Genomic DNA, 21,635 nt, shown 5'->3' on the forward strand with positions numbered 1-21,635 from the left:
AAACGGCGCGTCAAATGCCCTTGCTGTCGGTGTTCGGCATGATTTGCACGCCGTTGATCCGGTAGCTGCCGTCCGGCTGACGGGTGATCTGGTAGATCGCTGTCCAGTCCTTGCCGTCGCGGCCAGAAATCAGCACCTCATGATAGATCAGCGCGCCGTTGTCGATCGAGCGGCTGCGCCCGAAGGCATAGTTTCCGGGGTGATAGACAGGCTCGTAGCTCTTCTTGACCATGGCGAAGAACAGGTTCTTGTCAGGATACATCGCCTTGATGCCGGGGGCGGCGAAGGAATAGGCGGTCTCGGCATCGTCCTTGAGGAAGGCCTTGATCTGCTCCTCGATCATCGTCCGCGTCGTGTCGATCGGATCCTCGGCGTGAGCCGATACCTGGGAGATGATGGACGCGGCACACAGAATGAGAACTGCGAAGAAGGCGCGCATGAGGTGATCTCCGGCTCTATCGGGGAATGATCCTCGAGAGAACAGGAGTGTAGGCCATTTCCAGCGCAAGGAAAGCGGACTTTACGACCAGCGCCGGAAGAGGGCGCTGGCATTCACGCCGCCGAAGCCGAAACCGTTGGTAATGGCATAATCCATCGCCAGCGGCCGCGCGGTCTTGCCGACGATGTCGATGCCGTCTGCAGCAGGATCGGCCTCATCGAGGTTGCGGGTCGGCGGCGCGATCTGGTCGCGCAGCGCCAGAATGGTGAAGATCGCCTCCAGCCCGCCGGCAGCACCGAGCAGATGGCCGGTCGCCGATTTCGTCGCGCTGACGGCAATGCCGCCATTGCGGCCGAAAACCGTGGCGATCGCCGCGATCTCGCCTCTGTCACCGACCGGTGTCGATGTCGCATGCGCATTGAGATGCTTGACCTCTGAGGCAGCGATCTTCGCCTGCTGGAGTGCAGCTTCCATCGCCCGGCGCGCGCCGTCGCCGTCTTCGGGGCCTGAGGTCATATGGTAGGCGTCCGCCGCCGTGCCGTAGCCGACGAGTTCGGCGAGCGGTGTGGCGCCGCGGGCAAGCGCGTGCTCCAGCGTCTCGATGACCAGGATGCCGGCGCCTTCGCCCATGACGAAACCATCGCGCGCCGTGTCGAAGGGCCGCGACGCCAGCTCCGGCGTCTCGTTGAAGCCGGTGGAAAGGGCGCGGGCGGCAGCGAACCCGCCGAGGCTCACCTTGTCGATGCAGGCTTCGGCGCCGCCGCAGATCGCCACGTCAGCTTCGCCGGAGCGGATGAGACGCGCCGCATCGCCGATTGCCTGAACGCTGGCCGCACAGGCGGTCACCGGAGCGCCGAGCGGCCCCTTGAAGCCATAGCGGATGCTGACCTGGCCGGCGGCGAGATTGACGAGGAAGGAGGGCACGGTGAAGGGAGACAGACGCCGTACGCCACGGGTTTCGCCGATCCGCACCGCCTCGGCAATAGCAGGAAAGCCGCCGACACCCGAGGCGATGATCGTCGCGGTCCGTTCACGCTCGCCTTCATCGGTGGGCATCCAACCGGCCTGCTTTACCGCCTCTTCCGTCGCCGCCATGGCGAAATGGATGAAGCGGTCCATCTTCTTCTGGTCCTTCGGCGTGATGTAGCGGTCCGGATCGAAACCGGCTTCCGCATCTTCGGCGATGCCGGGAACGATGCCGCCGACCTTGGCCGAGAGTTCGCCGACGACATCCTCCGTCAGGACGCTCAGCCCCGAACCGCCGTCGAGAAGACGCCTCCAGGCGGGCTCGACGCCGGTGCCGAGTGGCGAGACAAGTCCCATGCCGGTGACAACGATGCGATCCATTTCATTTCCTCTCTATGCGTCGATGCCGAGATACCAGGCGCGCATGCGGGCGATCCGCTCACGCACCTCGTCGTCGGCGGCGGGGCCTGCCAGCAGGCTCGTATTTTCGGGTGTCACTTCTTCGCCGGTGCGCGCATCGACCAGCATTGTCTGGCGCTCTCTGCCCGAGGCGGCGTCGCCCAGCAGGAAGGCGAGATCGCTTTCCGGAATATGCCGGCTTCCCCAGGAAAACAGCGTCATCAGCACAGGAAAGAAATCGCGTCCCTTTTCCGTCAGCAGATATTCGTAGCGGGCAGGGCGCTGTTGATAGAGCCGCCGTTCGAAGAGCCCTTCATCCGTCAGATGTTTCAGCCGCCGCGTCAGGATGTTTGGCGCGATACCGAGGCTTTTCTGGAATTCGTCGAAGCGTGACAGCCCCTGGAAGGCGTCGCGCAGGATCAGGATGCTCCACCAGTCGCCGACGCTGTCGAGCGCGCGCGCCGCCGGGCATTTGAATTGGCTGAAGCTTGTCCGTTGCATGATGATAGTCACTACAGCAGTAGCTATCATCATGCAAGTTACCGCTGATCGCTTTCGAAAATCCGGGCAAGCAGAACGCCGGTAACGAGCACGCCGGCTGCGACGAAGATTGTATCGCCCGGCGTGCCGATATAGAGCGGCCCGATATTGGCAAAGAGCAGGAAGGCGATGAGGAAATTCGCCCAGCCCCAGACGACGTTAGCTGTCGGCGAGCCGAGCTTTGCCCGCGGCGCAAAAGGGATGCGGAAAGACCGGCCGCTGACGCCGTTGACGAAATGCGGGATGCCGTTGGTCAGAAAGGCCGCGGCAATGAAATGGGTGATATAGGCGATCCAGGGCAAACGCTTCTCCGCTGCTGCACGAGTGGCATCAACGGAAGAATGTGGCGGATATTCCCGGCGGCAAGAGGGGCGCGGGAACGCCGGCCGTGAAAACCCATGGATGGCGGTCGAAGGCGGCCCAGACGGCCGCTATCCCGATCAGATGAGCTGGAGATCGCTGAAGTGAAGTGCGGGAGACTTGGCGAGTTCGGCGACATGGACTGCGCTGCCCGCCGCACTTCCATCCGCGTCAAAGGATAGAGTGCCGCTGGCCTGATCGTAGATCAATCTATCATCGGCCTCGAGCGCTTTCGTTCCCAGAACGAAATTCTCATCCGAAAATTTGGATAGGCTGAGTGCGGTGAAAATCGTATGGTCGAACAACAGCTTGTCGCCCGCCGCGGAGGAGAAATCCAGGATCTTGTCGACATTGGTATTGTCGGGCTTGGTGTTGAAGACAAAGGAGTCGGCTCCACCTCCGCCGGTGAGGGTGTCCGCTTCCGTCCTCCCGATCAGCTTGTCGTTTCCTAGGCCGCCGATCAACCGGTCGGCCCCTTTCCCGCCGGTGAGAGAATTGTTGCCGTCGTTGCCTGTGAGAATGTTGGCTGCGTTGTTGCCCGTACCGTTCAGATTGGCCGTGCCGGTCAGCCTGAGGTTCTCGACATTTCCGATCACGTGCGCCGTATCCGCGAGGCTGAAGCTGATCGAAGACACGACGGTATCCGTTCCGCCGCCCCGGCTTTCGTCGACGATCTGAGTTGGACTGGTCACGGTGAAGGTGTCGTTGCCGGTGCCGCCGTAGAGATGGTCGGTGGCTGGCGGCGTGCTGGCACTGCCGCGTGCGACGTCGATGATAACGGGATGGTCCACGATATCGAGCATTAGCGAGGAGACGTTGCTCAGGCTTTTGACCGCGGTCGTTCCGCTCATGGGATCGAAGACCTGAACGGACCCGAACGATGCTCCGAGATTGACCTTGACGCTTGTCGCCGCCGCCTGAATGGCGGTGTCGGAGGATTGGTTCCAGATATCGGGTTCGTTCCAGATGATGATCTGGTAGCTGCCGTCCGATTTTTCCGTCAGCAGACTGTGGGCCGACGACGGCAGGCCGTCGATCGAATAGTTGAGGGTCGCCGCGCTGAAACTTGCCTTGGTCGCGCCGTTGTCGTCAAGGATCGTGGTCAGATTGTGGATCGCCGTCGCAGCCGGCTTGGCCGAATAGTCGAGGTGGAAAAGACCGAAGTGCTTTTCCTGGTTGGCGCCCGCTGGATCGGAATAGGCGTCCAGCAACTCGTAGATAAATGTGTTTTTCGAGCCGAGCGCCGCGCCGTCCATCAATGTATTGAGCACGAGCTTTGCTTGTGTTGCTTCACTGACGCCTTCCCAGCCGCCATTGGTGTCGGCGCTAAGCGAGGTGTGGTAACCGGTCTCGGTGATCGCAAGCGGCTTGCCCGGATCGGCATTACGCTGCACACCAGATTCGCGGGAAAGCCAGGAATATGGCTGGTCGCCGTCCTTCGCATAGGTGTGGATCGTCGTGTAATCGGACGCGGAAGCAACGGTATATCCGGTAAAGCCGAGGACCGGGATATTCTTCAGCAAGGGATCGGCGTTGACGGCGGAAAACAGGTCCTGCTGATAGGCGAGTGCTGCTGCCTGGCCGCTGAGGCCGTGATAGCTGACCGGCCAGTTGTTGACTTCGTTCGGACCTTCGATGCCGGCGACGGAACCCGGATGTGCTTGCACGAAGGCATGCAGCCGCTGGGCGACGGTCGCGGGGTCCACTTCGCGCTGAGCGCTGAAGACGAATTGCACGCCGGCTGCGGCCGCATCGCCGAGATGCGTTTGACCGTTGGGATCGGACGCGGCGTTGGGGGCATGATCGCGAACTGTGTCGAGGCCAAGATAATCGAGAGCCTTAACAACTTCCCCGACATTGGAATATTTTCCGTCGGTATAGTCGATATGTGTATCTATGCCAAAAGAGCGAATAATATCGTTTATTCTAACGGCTTGAGCCATAAGTTCTTCTCCCAGTTTAAGAGGGAATCGGCGATGGGAATATATCCCCATTTGCCAGTGCCGATTCGATTTAATACACGAGGAGGGCCGTGCAATGTTGTCCGTTAACCATGATATATTGTTCTGAATGTGACCCGCGTCGCATCGCAATTGCTGCGGAATTGGCGCTTGCCTTTTTGCGTTCTGCCTGCTGATCATGCCGCATCAGACGGCCGCATATCCCATTGCATGACGTAATCCGATGCAGGTTTGGAGGATCCGATGACCGTCAACGTTCAATTCCGGTTTCGCAGCGGCTTGCTGTCGTCGGAGTTCGACAGTGTCCGCCTTTGCGGCAGTTGGAACGGGCAAGGCCGGCATTCGAACGATTGGACATCCGTTCCGATGCGGCGTTCCCAGGACGAAGACGGATATGAGGTCTTCATATCCGATGTCTCCCTTTCCGAAGAGGAGCTCGGCACGAATTTTCGCTGGGGTATCGAGCTGGATCGGCCGCGCACACCCAACCTCTGGGCAATCGCCGCCGAATTGGACGATGAGACTTTGTCGCGTCGCGAGCGCTCCTTCGACCTCCAGCGAGATACGGTGCCGCAGACCTATTATTTGACATGGATTGGCCGTCTGGGGGCGAACCGGGTTGAAAGGCCCGGCGCCGCCGACGGCATTCGCTTCTCGGTCTGGGCGCCGAACGCAAAAGAGGTTTCGCTGGTGCTCGCCGATCCCGCTATCGGCTACGTCGCCGACGACGGCACCGGCGCGGTCGCAACGATCAGCATGCGAAGGGCTGCGGACGGGTTCTGGATCGCTGAGACGGGCGACGATCGCAGCCTTGCCGATTTCGATAGCATGGTCGGCACGCCCTATATGTATCGCGTCACCAAAGACGACGGCTCGCTCGCCTACCGCACCGATATCTGGTCCCTCATGCAGATCGGCGCCGGAGACTTCGATCCCGATGGAGCAGTCTATCATGGGTCGCCGGCGGCATTGGACGGACCGCAGAGCTGCTCGGTCGTCTGCGATCCGAAACGGGTGGTGCTGCCGTCGGGACAAGAGATGGCCGCCGAGGCTTTCTGGGCCGACGAATTCGCCAGTGGTCGAAAGCTTCCCGATCGGCTTGAGGATCTGGTGATCTATGAGCTGCACGTCGGCGCTCTCGGTTTCGGCAAGCCTGCGCCCGGCACACTCGATGACGCCATCGCTTTCGTGGCGCATCTATCGGCGCTCGGCGTCAACGCCGTGGAACTGTTGCCGATCGCGGAATTTGAGACCCGCGCCAACTGGGGTTACGGCACGTCGCATTTCTTTGCCGCCGACCAGGGCGCAGGCGGCACCGACCGGCTGAAAATGTTCGTCAAGGCTTGCCACCAGCAGGGCATCGTCGTCATCCTCGACGTCTGTTACAACCACTTCGATCCGGACGGCGAGCGCGCGCAATGGGCCTATGATTCCAACGATCACACGCGCAATATCTATTACTGGTACGAAGGACGTCCCGAAGACTACGCCGACCCGACAGGCGGATATATTGACAACATCTCCACCGGTTGGGCGCCTGCCTTCGACGAGGAAGCCGTGCGCCAGCTTTTCATCTCAAGCGCGGCCTTTCTCGTTTCCGTTTGCCATATCGACGGCTTCCGGCTCGATCAGACGAGCTCGATCCATCAATATCCAGTCCTGCACGCCGACGGTCGGCGAGCTGACCGGGCCGCAGCCTTCGGGGCCAAATTCTTGAAGCAGTGGACCCGCACGATGCGGTTGATCAAGCAGCAACTCTTCCTGACCGCCGAGGACTATTCCGACTGGTCGGCGATGACGCAGCCAAGCCTGACCGGCGACGGGCTTGGCTTCGACGCAACCTGGTACGGCGATTTTCACCACAATCTCGTCGAATATCACGGCGGCGCGCAGGCGCAGCTGTTGAAGAATGCCGGTTTCGGCGACGAACGGACGCTGACCATGTCGTCATTTGCCGGCGCATTGCAGACGAGCGCGCGCTCCAAGGTGGTCTACAACCAGTCGCATGACGATTGCGGCAATCGTGAGGGGTCGGCGCGAACCGCTGTTATCGCCGTCAATTTCGCTCCGATCGTCGGCGAGACGCGCAAGTGGGCCGAGGCGAGATCGAGGTTTGCGGCGGCGATAACGCTGTTGTCGGCCGGGACGCCGATGTTTTTCATGGGCGAGGAAATCGGCGCGCAGAAGCCCTATCGCTACAATGATTTCCTCGACAACAGGGAGAATATTCTCGGCGAGGCGACCAATGGTGGGGCAGGAATACTCAGCTGCTATCGCGATCTGATCAAGCTCAGCATCCGAGAAGATGCCATTCGCTCACGCAACATTGCTATTCCCGTGGTTCACGACGAAAATCGGGTGATCGCGTTTCATCGATGGAACGATGGCGAGGATTTCCTTGTCGTCGGATCACTGAACGATGCTCCCTTCGATGACGGCTACTGGCTGCATAGCGAACGTCTGGGAGATGCCCTCTGGGAGGAGGTTTTCAACAGCGATGCTCAGGAATATGGCGGCTGGAACGTCGGCAATGGCGGCGGCAAGATCAGGGCCGCGGCGGGAGCACTCAATGCCGTGTTGCCTGCGTCCGGTGTTTTGGTCTTCCGCAGGCTGTAACGCGTGTCGCTCCATGAGGCGCGGGGAACGTCAGGCGAAGCCGAGCGGCAGGTTTTCCGGTTTCCTGTTGGCGCCATAGTCGCGTTCATGCGGCGAGCGACGGCCGTCACGGCGGATGGAAAGATCGATTCGGTTTTCGGCAAAGATTCCATCAGCGTAAGTGCCAGTGTCATGGCAATCGGCGTCGATCTTCGGGGCAAGGATTTTCAGGATCATCGGGGTTCTCCGCAGCGCACCTTCAACAGTCGGACAGACCGCTTGGTTCCATTTATAAATCCTGAATTATTAATAAATTAACCATAAGCGCCGGCGAAAGGCGCATTTCGGCTCGATCGCTCGCGGCCTCGATAGACGTCCTGATGGAACTCCGAACCGTGCTCGCCGTTGATGTGAGAGCACAGGAGGTTTCCATGCAATTGGTCGAAACTAGGGTGACGCAGGCTGGCGCTTTCCTCGCCGTCGAATTCCTGGGCGAGGGAGGGGAATCGATTTCCGTCAGGATCGACAACTCCAGTGGCGAACTCGATGAGAAAACGGCGGTGGATCACGCCAAGGTCATGATGGTTCAGTTGACGGCATTTACCGGCCCCGGCACGGATGGCAGCGTCAACCGCTACGATGCCTTGAGCAACGGCAATTTCGATGAAGGCAGCCAGGGCCTGATCGGCCTGGCCAGCGCGCGCTCAAGTAAAGATCGGGATACGCTGGAAGACGAACTCGAGGAGGGGCTTGAGGATACATTCCCCGCAAGTGACCCGGTCTCGGCAACGGTTTCATCCATCCCCACCAACGCCCCGCGACGCTGACCTGTGGGACGGCGGCTTTGTTCGCATGACAGTTTGATGTCGAAACTGAGAAACAGCTGAAAACATCAGGTGTCTGATTGACATGGGAGCCTTCTAGAGAGGGCCCGAGAAGGAAGCGTGCATCCAGCGTTTCCAAGGTCTCGGAGACGCGCGCCCCATGAAAATCATTCAGATCACCGATACCCATTTCAGCCCGAACAAGCCGCATTTCAACGGCAATTGGGCGCCGCTCCTGACATGGATCGAGGAAACGGGCGCCGACCTGATCGTCCACACCGGCGATCTCACCGTCGACGGGGCCGACAAGGACGAGGATATCACCTTCTCGATGGATCTGATGCGTCAGGTGTCGATCCCGATGCTGATCGTTCCCGGCAACCATGACGTCGGCCACTTCAAGGAATCCGATCAGCCCGTCAATGCCGAGCGACTGGCGCGCTGGCGCAGCCTTGCCGGCGACGACCGCTGGCTGGAGGATACTGCCGGCTGGCGCTTCGTCGGGCTGAACTCGCTGCTTCTCGGCCATGAGGACGACGAAGAAGAGGCCCAATTCGAATGGCTGGCCGAGGCGCTTTCCGAAAGGGCAGGGCGGCGCGTGGCACTTTTCGCGCACAAGCCGCTGTTCGTCGATGCTCCCGATGAAGGCGATACCGGCTATTGGAGTGTTCGTCCCTCTCAACGCCGGCGGCTCTATGATCTGATCGAGGCCCATGACGTGGCGCTGTTTGCAAGCGGCCATCTCCATTGGGCCTGGCAGGGCCGCTTCGACAATACCCAGCTGACCTGGGGTCCCTCGGCTGCCTTCATCATCGACGAGATGGAACGGGAGATGCCGGGCGAGCGCCTGATCGGCGCCGTCGTCCACGAGTTCGATACGTCAGTCGCAAGCACGATCGTTGCCGTTCCCGGCATGACGGCGCATGTCCTCGACGATGTCGTGCATGAGGTCTATCCGCAGGCGGTCAAGCCGCGGGAGCCCGTCGAATGAGTGCGCTCTCGCTTCGCGGCATCACCAAGGCCTTCGGTGGCAACCAAATCCTCAACGGCGTCAGCCTCGAAGTCGGCGCCGACGAATTCATCGCGCTGGTCGGTCCATCCGGCTGCGGCAAGAGCACGCTGCTGCGTGTGCTTGCTGGCCTCGACCATGCCGATCAAGGCGAGATCCTGATCGGCGGCACGGACATGTCCGGCGTCGCGGCTGCCGACCGCAACATTGCCATGGTCTTCCAATCCTACGCGCTCTATCCGCATCTGACTGCCTCGCAGAACATTGCCGTGCCCCTGGCGATGCGCCGGCTTTCGAGGATGCAGCGGTTGCCCTTCGTGGGATCGCTGATCCCGGGCCAGCGCGCTACCCGTGCGGCGATCGCCCGCGACGTCAGGGAAATGGCGACATCGCTGAAGATCGACCACCTGCTTGACCGCAAGCCCGGCCAGATGTCAGGCGGCCAGCGCCAGCGCGTGGCGCTCGCCCGCGCCATGGTGCGCCGGCCGAGCATCTTCCTGATGGACGAGCCGCTGTCCAATCTTGACGCCAACCTGCGCGTCCACGCCCGCGGCGAAATCGTCGAGGTGCATCGCCGCGCCGGCGTGCCGACGCTCTATGTCACCCACGACCAGGCGGAAGCGCTTTCAATGGCGGACCGTGTTGCCGTGATGATGGGCGGCCGGCTGCTGCAGATTGCAAGCCCCGAAGTCATCTACGACGATCCCGCCCATATCGAGGTCGCGCGCTTCATCGGCCAGCCGCGCATCAATCTGCTGCCGGCGGAAGCCGAGGATGGTGTGGTTGCCTTTGGCGACCTGCGCCTGACGCTGGAAAACCCGCCTGCGGGCAAAATGCCGGTTACGCTCGCCATTCGCCCCGAGTTCGTGTTTCCAGACAGGAACCGCCAGGACGGGCTTGCCGCCCGCATCGAGCGCGTCGAGTTCCTGGGGTCGGAGGTTATCCTCTATTGCCGCCTCGATGCGATCGGCGAGACCGTGATCGCCAAGGTTCAGCCGTCCGAAGCTGCGGGCCTTGCTGCCGGCGATCCGGTCGGGCTGCGACTGTCGGCAGCCAGGACAATGGCTTTCGCTGAAGATGGCAACCGACTGGCCGCTCGCACTGAAGCCGGCAGCGGGATCGCTGCAAGCGACATCAAGCGGGAGAAGGCGCATGGCTAGCGTCGTTTCCATGGCGGTGCCAACCAATCTCGCCGCTGCTCATCGACGCAGCGAGTCCCGCATCGCCTGGATGTTGGTGCTGCCGGCGATCATCCTGCTTTTCCTGTTCGTGCTTTTGCCGGTTGTATCAGTCATCGTCCTCGGTTTCACCGATTTCGAACTCGGCTACGGCAAGTTCCGTTTCGTCGGTTTCGAGAATTACACGCACCTGATCACCGATCGCACCTTTCGCAAGTCGCTGTGGAATACGACGGTCTACACGGCGATCGTGGCACCGGTCTCGATCCTTCTCGGGCTCGGAATCGCCATGCTGATCGAGAGCGAGACTGCCGCGCGCAGCTTCTTCCGCACCGCCTATTTCCTGCCTGTCGCCTCGTTGATCGTCGCCATGGCGACCGTCTGGCAATATATGTTCCATCCCACAATCGGCCCGATCAATGCGTTGCTGGCGCTTGCAGGCCTTCCCGGTCCGAACTGGCTGGGCAGCTCCGGCACGGTCCTCTACAGCCTGTCGATCATCGGCGTTTGGCAATCGGCCGGCTTCAACATGGTGCTGTTCCTTGCCGGGCTGACGGCGATCCCGCGCGAGCTTTACGCGGCGGCCGAAGTGGACGGCGCCAGATCCTCGCTCGACCGTTTCCTGCTGGTGACCTGGCCGATGCTCGGGCCGACGACGCTCTTCGTGATTACGATCAGCATCACCAATGCAGTCAAGGTGTTCGAGACCGTCAAGACCCTGACCGACGGCGGCCCCAACAAGGCGTCGGAAGTGCTGCTCTTCACGATCTACCAGGAAGGCTTCGTCTACCTGCGCGTCGGTTATGCCTCGGCGATGACGGTGGTCTTCCTGCTGATCCTGGTGGTGCTGATGTTCCTGCAGTACCGCATTCTCGATCGCCAGGTGCATTACACATGATGACGAATGCTTTTCCCCTCGGCAGGATCGTCCGCCTGACGCTGCTTTCTCTTGGCGCGCTCATCTTCCTGTCGCCTTACGTCTTCATGATTTCGGCGGCCGGCAAGGCGCAGAGCGACATCTTCACGTCGTCGCTGTCGCTCATCCCTGCACATTTCACCTACGTGGAGAATTTTACCAAGGCCTTGAGCCGGGTGCCGATGGCGCGGCTGTTGTGGAACGGCGTCGTCGTCTGCGGGCTGATCTTCTTCTTCCAGGTGCTGGTGGCGATCCCCTGCGCCTATGCCATGGCAAAGCTGCGCTTTGGCGCCGCCCGGGCGATGATGGTGCTCGTCATGCTCGGCCTTCTCGTGCCGATCCATGCGACCGCGCTGCCGCTCTATGTTGCGTTCAACAGCGCCTCGCTGCTCAACAGCTATGCCGCCCTTGTCGCGCCCTTCACCATCTCGGTCTTCGCGATCTTCATGTTCCTGCAGTTCTTCCGCGCCATGCCGGATGATCTCATCCATGCCGCCCGTCTCGACGGTATGTCGGAGCTCGGCATCGTTGCCCGCGTCATCGTGCCGAATGCCTGGCCGGCGGTCACCGCCTTCGCCATCTTCTCGGTCGTTGCCCATTGGAACGACCTCTACTGGCCGCTGATCGTCATCAGCAAGCAGGACTACGCAACGCCGCCGCTCGGCCTGATGTATTTCCGCGCGGCCGAAGCCGGCGACGACTACGGCGCTCTGATGGCGGCGACCCTCATCATTACCCTTCCCCTCGTCGCCGCCTTCCTGCTTGCGCAGAAGCGTTTCGTCGAGGGCATCACCATGACCGGTCTCAAAGGCTGACCGGCTTCAACCAGGAGAACGAGCGATGAAACATATCACCCAGCTTCTCGCCGCAGCGGCGGTATCCTTGGCAATCGCGCTTCCCGCGCATGCCGAGACGACCTTGACGGTTCATTACCCGATGCCGGGTTTCTTCAAGGACGTGATGGACACGATCTCGAAGAAGTTCATGGCAGAAAACCCTGACATCAAGATCCAGTTCGCCAGCCCCTCGGCAACTTATGAAGAAGGCATCCAGACGATCCTTCGCCAGGTCGGCACCAGCGAAATGCCCGATGTCACCTTCATCGGCCTCAACCGTCTGCGCATGCTCGACGAGCGCGACGTCGCCGTCGATCTCGGCCCGCTCGTCAAGAAAGACGGCAACATGGCCGAGCAGGGCTTCTCCGACACGATCCTGAAGCTCGCCCAGGTCAAGGGCAAGCAGGTGGGCCTGGCTTTCGCCACCTCCAACCCGATCATGTATTACAATGCCGATCTCGTAAAAGCGGCCGGCGGCGATCCCGAAAATCCGCCGAAGACCTGGGATGAGGTCATCGCGCTCGGCGGCAAGATCAAGGCGCTCGGCAACGGCGTCGACGGCATCGATTTCCGCTGGCAGGGAGACGACTGGATGTTCTCCGCATTGCTCTTCGGCGCCGGCGGCAAGATGCTGAGCGATGACGAAAGTAAGGTTGCCTTCAACGGTCCGGAAGGCCAGAAGGCCGTCGAGGTCCTGCATCGCCTGGCTACCGAAGGCGGCATGCCCGTCTTCACCAAGCCCGCCGGTGAGCAGGCCTTCGCGGCCGGCAAGGTCGGTTTCGAATTCCAGACGACAGGCGCGCTGCGCAACACGATCAAGAATGTCGGCAACAAGTTCGATCTGCGCACCGCCAAGATCCCGCTGATCGATCCAGTCAACGGCCGTCTGCCGACGGGCGGCAACGCCGTCGTCATCCTGACGCATGATGCCGCCAAGCAGGATGCCGCCTGGAAGTTCGCCAAGTTCGCAGCCGGCCCTTACGGCGCCTCCGTCGTCGTGCCGGGCACCGGTTATGTCCCGAACAACGAACTGGCCGCCAAGTCGCCCGAATATCTCGGCGATTTCTACAAGCAGAACCCGCTGTTCCAGGCAGGCCTCAGCCAGATGCCGGTGATGATCCCCTGGTATGCCTTCCCCGGCTCGAACGGCGTCAAGGTTACGCAGACGATCGTCGACAACCTCTCGCGCATCGTCGACCAGTCGGCAGAACCGAAGGAAGCGCTCGACGACGCGGCCGCTGACGTCGAAGGCATGCTGCCGCGCAGCTGATCGCTTCCTCATCAGGTACAGGAAAAAGGGCCGCCACGCTGAGCGTGTGGCGGCCTTCCTGTTTTGCAAGCTTCAGATGGCGCGCACCGTGCCGCCGCGGCGCAGCGTATAGGCGACGTCGAGGTGCCGGGCAGGGGCGGCATTCTCCGCCATGTCGAGCAGCAGCGAAGCGGCCGTTGCCCCCATGCTGGCATCCGGCATTTCGATCGTTGTCAGCGGCGGATCGATCAGCCGACCGATGGCGATGCCGTCGAAGCCGGCGACCGAAATATCCCCCGGTACCGAAAGCCCCTCGCGCTTCAGCGCGCCGATGACGCCGAGTGCGAGAAGATCGTTGGACGCGATGATCGCAGTCGGAGAAAGCGGGTACATCACGCCACTCAGATCGAGCTGGTCATAACCGTTGACGAAGGGGATCTGCACCGCATCGAGCGGACTGAGCCCGTTTTCCGCAATGGCGTCGAGATATCCTTGATAGCGAAGCCGCGCGCGGTCGGACGCGGCGAAATTGCCGGAGAGGAAGAGAATGCGGCGGTGGCCCATTCCGATCAGGAAGGTGGTAATTTCGTGGCCCGCGCCACGATTGTCGGCGGTGACGGCCGCCGGAAATTGCGCCGTCGGCAGGTTGTTGAGCAGCACGGTCGGCGGCAGCCTCGCAAGCAGCGCCTCGCTGGTCGATGGATCGCAGACGGTGAGGATCAGCCCGGTCGGCCGGTCGTTGAGGAGCGCCGCGACAGCATCGGCCTCGCGCGCCGGATCGTAATTCGACTGGGCAATCAACACGCCATGGCCTGCCACCAGCATGCGGTTCTGGATGCTCGACAGCGACGAGGCAAAGACCGGATTGGTGATGCTGGGGATCAGCACGCCAACCACGGGCCTGCGCCCGACCCGGCCGACTGAAGGGCCGGCCGGGCGATAACCGAGTTCGGCGGCGGCGCGGCGAACCTTGCGCACCATCAGATCGCTTGCCGGTCCGTTGCGGTTGAGGACGCGGCTTGCGGTTGCCAGCGAGCAGCCGGCGCGGAACGCGACCTGTTGCAATGTGGCCATCGAAGACACCTCCTAGTGACAGCACCGAGGCGCAAGCCTTTAGGCAGGTTCAATGACATTGGTCTGACACTTGGCGAGACGGCTAGGTTAAGTTATCGACTTCTTATCTATTGGCACACATGGAAGTTGATCCGAAATGCAACCTGTAGAATAGTTCGGCTCGACTCTATCTACCCTCTTTGCGCGCTCGCCTGGAAAACATGTCTCACAAAAAAATGAAATACTCGACGGCTTGGTGTTTGCTTGCGGCGGTCTCCCTTGTCGCAAACTTCGCATTACCAGCCTATGCGGACGCCCCGTCCATGCCATGGGCACAAACGCAAAGCGATCTCAAAGCCGATCCCCAAGTCCATTTCGGCACCCTCGCCAACGGAATGCGCTTTGCGATCATGCGCAATGTGACGCCGCCCGGACAGGCAGCGATCCGCTTTCGTATTGGCTCCGGCTCGCTCGACGAAAACGACAACCAGCAAGGGCTGGCGCATTTTCTCGAGCACATGGCCTTCAATGGTTCGACGCATGTCGCCGAAGGAGAGATGATCCGTATCCTGCAGCGCAAAGGCTTGGCATTTGGACCGGACACCAATGCCAATACCTCTTATGACGAGACCGTCTATACGCTCGATTTGCCCGAGGTCGATGCAGACACGGTTTCGACTGGCCTGATGCTCATGCGAGAGACGGCGAGCGAGTTGACGCTTGATGCCGGCGCCTTCGATCGCGAACGCGGGGTCATTCTCTCGGAAGAAAGGATGCGCGATACGCCGCAATACCGCGCCGCACTCGGGATCATGAATTCATTGCTGGCCGGCCAGCGCGCGACGATTCGCGAGCCGATCGGCAAAGCCGACATCATCAGCAATGCGCCTGTGGACCTTGTCCGTGATTATTACCGGGCCAACTACCGGCCCGATCGGGCGACGCTGATGGTGGTGGGTGATATCGACCCTGCCGCTATCGAAACCGAAATCCGGCAGCGCTTCGGCGACTGGAAATCTGTGGCGCCGGCGCCGGCAAGACCGGATCTCGGTACGCTGCAGACCAAAGGCAAAAGCGCCGAAGTCATCGTTGTTCCCGGCGGCATGACAAGCATACAGATTGCCTGGACGCGTCCCTACGACGCCGCGCCGGACAGCTTCGCCAAACGCCGTAGCGAGCTTGTTGAAGATCTTGGTCTCATGGTGCTCCAACGCCGGGTGAGCACTATTGCCAGCAAGGTGGATGCTCCATTCATCAGTGCGGGCATAGGCTCCCGGGATCTCCTCGATTCCGCACATGTCGTGCTGATCGCGGCGAACGCCGAGCCGGACAAATGGCAGGCGGCGCTTAACGCCATTGACCAGGAACAGCGCCGTATCCAGGAGTTCGGCGCGGCGCAGGCCGAGATCGATCGCGAAATCCGCGACTATCGCTCGGCCTTGCAAGCTCTTGCGGCAGGAGCCGCAACGCGCACGACCACCGACATCGCTTCCATTCTGGCCAGCAACGTCGATGAGAACCAGGTCTTCACCTCACCTGGCGAAGACCTCTCGCTCTTCGAGACGATGACGAGCGGCCTCACGGCGGCCGAGGTCAATCAGGCCCTGCAGCAAGCTTTCTCCGGCAACGGTCCGCAGGTGGTGCTGCAGACGGCTCAATCGCCGCAAGGCGGAGCAGAGGAAGTTCGGCAAATCTACGATGCTTCAAACGCCATCGCCGTCTCGGCACCATCCAACGTAGCTGACGTCGCCTGGCCCTACACCCATTTCGGCGAGCCGGGCGCTGTAGTCCAGCGCCGCACCGTCGACGATCTCGGCCTGACCATGGTGCGGTTCTCCAACGGCGTGCGGCTTACCGTCAAGCCGACCAAGTTGCGTGCCAACGAAGTGTTGGTGCGTGAAGATATCGGCCGCGGTCGGCTGGAGCTGCCGAACGACCGTGACGCACCGATCTGGTCATCGCCGGCCGTTGTGCTGTCCGGCGTGAAGGCTATGGGTTATGAGGATATGCAGAAAGCGCTGACGGCCAGCGTCTTCAGCATCGACTTCTCGGTAGGTGACAGCTCCTTTAAATTCGACGGTCATACGCGGACGGAAGATCTTGAGACGCAACTGCAGGTGATGACAGCCTATACCTCCGATCCCGCGTACCGCCCCGAAGCATTCAAGCGCGTGCAGCAGGCCTATTTGAGCGGCCTCGATCAATATGAGGCAACCCCCGGCGGGATTGTCAGCCGCGATTTCGCAGGTCTCGTGCATTCGGGCGACCCGCGCTGGATATTCCCCGATCAGGCGCGGCTGTCCGCCGCCAAACCGGAGGATTTCGAAGCGCTGTTCCGGCCTGTGCTTTCCAATGGCCCGATCGATATCACCATCGTCGGCGATGTAACGGTGGACGACGCAATCCGGCTGACAGCTGAAACCTTTGGCGCTTTGCCGCCGCGCCCGGAGCCTGCGTCGAGCGGCGAGCGGAACGGCGTGCATTTTCCGGAGACGACAAAGAAGCCTGTTTTGCAGACCCATAACGGTAGGCCGGATAACGCTGCCGCCGCGGTAGGGGCTCCCGTTGGCGATTTGCTGTCCGATCTGCCGCGTTCCTTCACCGCCAATATCGCCGTCCAGATTTTCCAAAACAGGCTGATCGATCAGTTTCGCATTGCCGAGGGAGCAAGCTACGCCGTGCAGGGCAACGTTGCCCTGTCAAAGGGCGTTCCGGACTATGGCTACGCCTATTTTTACGTTGAGACGGACCCTGCAAAGGTCGCGCGTTTCTATGCACTTGTCGACGAGATCGCCAACAATCTGCGGTCGCAAGATGTCTCTCCGGACGAACTCGCGCGTGCCCGCGAACCCATCATCGAGACCGCGAAGCATCGGCAGCAGGGCAACGAATATTGGATTGAATATCTGCATCATGCTGAGACCGATCCGCGTCGCCTGGACCTGATACGCGACAATCTCAGCGGTTACGAAAAGGTCACCGCCGGAGATATCCGCGAGTTTGCCGCGACCTATTTCACCCCGGAAAAATTCTGGAGATTCGAAGTGCTGCCGGCGACCATACGATAGTGGGCACGGCGCAATTGCAGTTATTGTTCGCTGCTCAGGATCGGCGTTCGACGATGCGCATCTTCATCTCCGAGCGAAGCGTAAAATCGAGCGTTTTGTAGAGCGCAATGGCGGATGTGTTCGCCGCAAGAAACGGCGAGATCAGCTGTTGCTGGCGCTCTATCGCGCCAGCAATGCAAGAATGATCCCTGAGCTAAGAGGTCATTCGCTTCAAACAGCCATATTCGACGCTGCCGACATCACTTCCCGAGGGGCGGGGCCGCCGAACATATGGCGGCCGCCGTCCTCGACTTCGGTGAAACACCAGCGCACGACGCCATCTCGATCGAGCAGGAATTCGCCGACAAGTTGGCCGTGGCCGGTGGCGATCATCTGGGTGTCATCCTCGGTGAATTCATAGCCGTCCGCCTTGTCGAGATATTCCACCGCTGCCATCAGATCCATAGGCGCTGGAAGCTCGTCGGGCATGTCGATGCGCATCGACGTGACCGCATTCATGCTGATTTTGTGCGGCCAGTCATTCTCGGATTCAGTAAACTGAAGGTTCGGCAGGCCGAAGGCCCTATGCGATACCCTTTCCGGGTCCGAGGCCGCTAGCAGATTGGGAAGCGGGTGGTAGCGGAAATAGAGGCGGGCGCGGTCGATCGGCGTATTGACGACGGTCAGGCTGTCGATGCCTTTCTCCTGCAATGCATCGGTGAGTTCGGCCATGGCGGCGATCTGCCGGCGGCAGAAGGGGCAATGCAGTCCGCGGAACAGCCCGACGAGCACCGGCTTCTGGCCGCGAAAATCGTCGATGGCGACCTTGCCTTGGCGGGTGATCGCATCCAGCACCACATTCGGGGCGCGATCTCCCGGCTGCAATGGTCTTTCGGCGTGGTTCTCCTGCATGGTTCGTTCCTCCCTATATATTGGAATCGATTCTCCTCATCGATCTCCGGCAGTCTTTGCAAAGAGGACAGTCAGTCGAGAAACGGCAAAACGACGAGTGTGCCGGGATCGAGGTTGTGGCGGATGCATACATCCTGCGCCAGCGTAAAGTACCGTTCTGCCTCGTCCATATCGTCATGCTCAAGGCTGAGTGTCGCCAAGCCATCATAGCACGGAAAGAGCAGCTGCGGTTCGTCAATTTCCTTCGCGACCTCAAGAGCTTCCTCGTAATACTTACGAGCTAGCTTCGGCTGCCCATGGCACTGATGAATCTGGCCGAGCACGATCAGCGGTACGGAGAGATGATCGCGCTGATCGAGCGCCCGGTCGATTTCGACGGATTTCTCCGCGGCCGGCACACCCTCTGCGGCGCAGCGATCGGTGAAAGTGCAGCAGGAAACGGCGAGATTGGCGAGAAGGCGTGCCTGGAAGCCGAGATCGCCGATACGGGTCGCGACCTCCAGTCCACGCCGGCAGATCTTGATGGCGTTGCCCGGATCGACGATCGTGTAGAGAACGCCGAGATTGGAATAGGCGCGACAGGCGACACTTTGCAGATCGGCCTTTTCGGCGACCGAGAGGCTGCGCTCCACTTCCTGCACGGCCTCGCGGCGACGCCCGAGCCGCGCCAGCGCCGCACCTTTGGTGTTCAGCGCCTCAGCCATCGCGCGCGCTGCCTCCCGTCCGACCTCGGTCGTTCCGTCGATCGGCAGCGTTTGCAGTCGTTGCAGGGCCTGCGACGCCCACTCGGCGGCAGCGGCCTGATCCCCCATGCGAAAGGCCAGATGGCCGCGCTCCTGCAGAAGATGCGCATGTTCGACCGGTGCATCTATCGTCGCGATCATCGCTTCGGCCTCGGCGCAATGCGTCTCCGCCTGATCGCGCCGCCCTGCATCGAGATGCAGACGGCCGATCTTTCGCAGTATCCTCGCGGCAGCGATAGGGTCGTCCTTGGTGCGGTGGATCGCCAGCGCTCGCTGGTAATGGTTCAAGGCAGCGTCGCGCAGGCCGACAGGGCCGCAGAGATCGGCAAGACGTTCCAGGAGCGCCAGTTGCTCCGTCGTCACCTCCGCCTCGTTTGCGAAGGCGGCAAGCGCTTGGCGATAGAGGCGCATTGCGTCGTCATTGGCGTAGGTCTTGCGTGCCAGATCGCCCGCCGCCATCAGATAGGCGGCTCCTTTGGCCTTTTCGGTGGTCAGGCTGAAGTGATGGCCGAGCAACGCCAGATGCTCGGGCCGGTCGGGCGCCGCGCCATACTGGCGTTCCAGAACCTGGCCGATCCGTCGATGAAGCTCCGTGCGCCTTTGCAGCAGGAGATTATGGTAGATGACGTCATGCATCAGCGTCTGGCTGAAGCGATAGCCCGGCGATACGGCGGCATCGGGGCCGCGCAATTCCTCGATGATGTTGGCATCGCAGAGATAATCCAATGCAGCATCGATGCCGGCCGGATCGGTGGCGACGGTGCGCAGGAGCGCTGTATCGAACTTCGGGCCGACCACGGCCGCCTCCTGCGCCGACCGTCTTATCTCCTGCGGCAGACGATCGACGCGGGCAAGCAGCAGCGCTTGCAGATTGACCGGGATATCGACATCCGTGTCTTCGGCCGCAACGTGCCAATGCTGACCGTCATGGTGCAACGTGCCCATGTCGATCAGCCCCCGAAGGATTTCTTCGATAAAAAGCGGATTGCCGCCGGCTCGATCGAGGATGCGCTTGCGCATCGTGACCGGCAATTTGCCGTGAGCCTCGCCGAAAAAGGCGGCAAGCAGTTTCTGGCCGTCGGCGGCGGCGAGCGGACCAAGGCGCTGCACGGTGACGCTGACACGATTGGAATTCAGCGGGTCGGTCTGCGATGTCGGCCGGTAGATCGCAAGCAGCATCAGCCGGCTGCGCTCCAGCCGATCCATCATGAAGCGAAGCACTTCAAGTGAGGCGGCGTCCGCCCAATGCAGATCCTCTATGACAAGCAGCAGCGGGCCTTGTCCCAGCCGCCGCTCGAAGACAGTACGGACCGCATAGAAGATCTGCCGCCGTAGCTGCTCCGGTTCGATATGCCGCAACGTGCCATCGGGATCACCGAGGCCGAGGATGTGCAGAAAGAGCGGCAGCAGTCCCTCGACGTCCTCCGGCGTCAGACCAAGAGCGCGGAATCCCGTTGCCAGCAGTTGTCGCGTCCTCTCAGGATCGTCCCGCTCGCCGATGCCATAGGCGCTGCGCACGACTGCGGCGAGCGTGCCATAGGATTGTTCGCCGAGGGGAGAGCAGGTGGCTTGGCGGATGGCAAGGCCCTGGAAACGGGCGGCATTGCCGGCGGCTCCGACGAATTCGTTCACCAGCCGCGACTTGCCGATACCGGCTTCGCCGATCAGGCGGACAAGCTGGGCCGCGCCGCCGCAGGCAAGATCGAGGCATGTCAGCAACCGTGAGAGCTCAGCATCCCGTCCGATCATCGGCGCCTGCAGGCCGAAACCTTCGAGCCCGCGCGCCGTATGCGGCGCTTCCAACAGCCCTGTCAGGCGATGGACTTGGACGTTTCCGCTTTTGCCACGCAACGTCTGCGCGCCGAGACTGTCGAAGGCGAAGGCATGGCGGGTGAGGCGATAGGTCAGCGGCCCGACGAGGATGTCGTTTTCGCCGGCCATGGATTGCAGGCGCTGCGCGGTGTTCACCGTGTCGCCGGTCACGGAATACGATTTTGTACTGACCGCACCAAAACCACCGGTGACGACCGGGCCGCTATTGATACCGATATGCAGCCGCAGCGGCACGCCGGCGCGTGAACGCCAGCGCGTGCCGACTTGGGTGGCCCGATTGATCATAACGAGTGCGGCGTTGAGCGCCCGAACCGGATCGTCCTCGTGTGCGACCGGTGCGCCGAACAGCGCCAGCAGCGCATCGCCGACGAACTTGTCGACAAAGCCCCCATAGGTCTCGACCGCCTGGGTCATTTCTTCGAACAATTCGTTCTGCAGCACCCGCATGACTTCCGGGTCGATTTGCTCGCTCAGCGTCGTGAAGCCACAGAGATCGGCAAAGAGCACCGTCACCGGCCGCCGGTCGGCATCGCTGTCTGATTTTTCCGGTGCCGCCACCTCGGTACTTGGCTTCGGGACTGGCTGCGCTTTGCCCAGAAGCGACGCGCCGCATCGCGGGCAGAAGGCAAAATCGGCTTGGCACGCGCAGCCGCAGGCGGCGCAGGAGAGCGGCTGCTTTGCGCCGCATCGCGGACAGAAAGCAAACCCGCTTTGAATATCGAAACCGCAGCCGGCGCACTCCATCGCACGCGTCTCACGAAGAGCCCACTTTGTT

At 61.4% G+C, this 21,635-nt stretch carries 17 protein-coding genes; 8 read left to right on the forward strand and 9 right to left on the reverse strand.

Features of this window, described 5'->3' with window-relative positions; all coding sequences use genetic code 11:
* Nucleotides 1-10: 10 nt before the first annotated feature.
* The 5 genes from EFQ99_RS11585 to EFQ99_RS11605 form a co-directional block, all read right to left on the reverse strand.
* Nucleotides 11-439, reverse strand: a complete 429-nt coding sequence (locus EFQ99_RS11585) for a DUF4864 domain-containing protein (RefSeq protein WP_126921174.1) — start codon at nt 437-439, stop codon at nt 11-13.
* Nucleotides 440-520: 81 nt separating this feature from the next.
* A complete protein-coding gene (gene fabF / locus EFQ99_RS11590) occupies nt 521-1,786 on the reverse strand; it encodes a beta-ketoacyl-ACP synthase II (protein ID WP_126921175.1) in 1,266 nt (421 codons plus the stop codon).
* Nucleotides 1,787-1,798: 12 nt separating this feature from the next.
* Nucleotides 1,799-2,305 carry a winged helix-turn-helix transcriptional regulator gene (locus EFQ99_RS11595; protein ID WP_126921469.1) on the reverse strand — a complete coding sequence of 169 codons (507 nt, stop codon included), beginning with the start codon at nt 2,303-2,305 and terminating at the stop codon, nt 1,799-1,801.
* A gap of 38 nt (nt 2,306-2,343) precedes the next feature.
* The gene (locus EFQ99_RS11600; RefSeq protein WP_126921176.1) at nt 2,344-2,646 is read right to left on the reverse strand and encodes a hypothetical protein; all 303 of its coding nucleotides are present in this window, start codon (nt 2,644-2,646) and stop codon (nt 2,344-2,346) included.
* A 138-nt stretch (nt 2,647-2,784) separates the two neighbouring features.
* Nucleotides 2,785-4,647, reverse strand: a complete 1,863-nt coding sequence (locus tag EFQ99_RS11605; protein ID WP_126921177.1) for a calcium-binding protein — start codon at nt 4,645-4,647, stop codon at nt 2,785-2,787.
* Nucleotides 4,648-4,908: 261 nt separating this feature from the next.
* On the opposite strand from EFQ99_RS11605, the gene EFQ99_RS11610 reads away from it, so the two are divergent.
* Nucleotides 4,909-7,281 (forward strand): alpha-amylase family glycosyl hydrolase, encoded by a 2,373-nt coding sequence (locus tag EFQ99_RS11610; RefSeq protein ID WP_126921178.1) that lies wholly within the window; start codon nt 4,909-4,911, stop codon nt 7,279-7,281.
* 30 nt (nt 7,282-7,311) lie between these two features.
* Here the strand turns inward: EFQ99_RS11610 and EFQ99_RS11615 are convergent, their stop codons facing one another.
* Nucleotides 7,312-7,497: a hypothetical protein gene (locus EFQ99_RS11615; protein ID WP_126921179.1), complete on the reverse strand. Its 186-nt coding sequence runs from the start codon at nt 7,495-7,497 to the stop codon at nt 7,312-7,314.
* 194 nt (nt 7,498-7,691) lie between these two features.
* Here EFQ99_RS11615 and EFQ99_RS11620 point away from each other — a divergent pair, with 194 nt between their 5' ends.
* The 6 genes from EFQ99_RS11620 (at nt 7,692) to EFQ99_RS11645 (ending at nt 13,293) form a co-directional block, all read left to right on the forward strand.
* Nucleotides 7,692-8,087 carry a hypothetical protein gene (locus EFQ99_RS11620; protein ID WP_126921180.1) on the forward strand — a complete coding sequence of 132 codons (396 nt, stop codon included), beginning with the start codon at nt 7,692-7,694 and terminating at the stop codon, nt 8,085-8,087.
* A 157-nt stretch (nt 8,088-8,244) separates the two neighbouring features.
* Nucleotides 8,245-9,075: a metallophosphoesterase family protein gene (locus tag EFQ99_RS11625; protein ID WP_126921181.1), complete on the forward strand. Its 831-nt coding sequence runs from the start codon at nt 8,245-8,247 to the stop codon at nt 9,073-9,075.
* Entirely contained in the window at nt 9,072-10,253 is a 1,182-nt protein-coding gene (locus tag EFQ99_RS11630) for an ABC transporter ATP-binding protein (protein WP_126921182.1), read from the forward strand. Before EFQ99_RS11625 ends, EFQ99_RS11630 begins: the two co-directional genes overlap by 4 nt.
* Complete coding sequence (locus EFQ99_RS11635) at nt 10,246-11,169, forward strand: carbohydrate ABC transporter permease (RefSeq protein ID WP_126921183.1); 924 nt, start codon at nt 10,246-10,248, stop codon at nt 11,167-11,169. Before EFQ99_RS11630 ends, EFQ99_RS11635 begins: the two co-directional genes overlap by 8 nt.
* Nucleotides 11,166-12,002: a carbohydrate ABC transporter permease gene (locus tag EFQ99_RS11640; protein ID WP_126921184.1), complete on the forward strand. Its 837-nt coding sequence runs from the start codon at nt 11,166-11,168 to the stop codon at nt 12,000-12,002. Before EFQ99_RS11635 ends, EFQ99_RS11640 begins: the two co-directional genes overlap by 4 nt.
* 25 nt (nt 12,003-12,027) lie before the next feature.
* Nucleotides 12,028-13,293 carry an ABC transporter substrate-binding protein gene (locus EFQ99_RS11645; protein WP_126921185.1) on the forward strand — a complete coding sequence of 422 codons (1,266 nt, stop codon included), beginning with the start codon at nt 12,028-12,030 and terminating at the stop codon, nt 13,291-13,293.
* Nucleotides 13,294-13,365: 72 nt separating this feature from the next.
* On the opposite strand, the gene EFQ99_RS11650 is transcribed toward EFQ99_RS11645, so the two are convergent.
* On the reverse strand, nt 13,366-14,346 hold the full coding sequence (locus EFQ99_RS11650) for a substrate-binding domain-containing protein (RefSeq protein ID WP_126921186.1): 981 nt from the start codon (nt 14,344-14,346) through the stop codon (nt 13,366-13,368).
* 200 nt (nt 14,347-14,546) lie between these two features.
* Here EFQ99_RS11650 and EFQ99_RS11655 point away from each other — a divergent pair, with 200 nt between their 5' ends.
* Nucleotides 14,547-17,393 (forward strand): M16 family metallopeptidase, encoded by a 2,847-nt coding sequence (locus EFQ99_RS11655; protein WP_126921187.1) that lies wholly within the window; start codon nt 14,547-14,549, stop codon nt 17,391-17,393.
* A gap of 210 nt (nt 17,394-17,603) precedes the next feature.
* Here EFQ99_RS11655 and EFQ99_RS11665 read toward each other — a convergent pair whose 3' ends face one another.
* Nucleotides 17,604-18,284 (reverse strand): peroxiredoxin-like family protein, encoded by a 681-nt coding sequence (locus EFQ99_RS11665; RefSeq protein WP_126921188.1) that lies wholly within the window; start codon nt 18,282-18,284, stop codon nt 17,604-17,606.
* A 71-nt stretch (nt 18,285-18,355) separates the two neighbouring features.
* Nucleotides 18,356-21,604 (reverse strand): adenylate/guanylate cyclase domain-containing protein, encoded by a 3,249-nt coding sequence (locus EFQ99_RS11670; protein ID WP_126921189.1) that lies wholly within the window; start codon nt 21,602-21,604, stop codon nt 18,356-18,358.
* Between the last annotated feature and the right edge of the window lie 31 nt (nt 21,605-21,635).

It is taken from the genome of Rhizobium vallis (assembly GCF_003985155.1).
In the GTDB taxonomy this organism is placed as follows: domain Bacteria; phylum Pseudomonadota; class Alphaproteobacteria; order Rhizobiales; family Rhizobiaceae; genus Rhizobium; species Rhizobium vallis.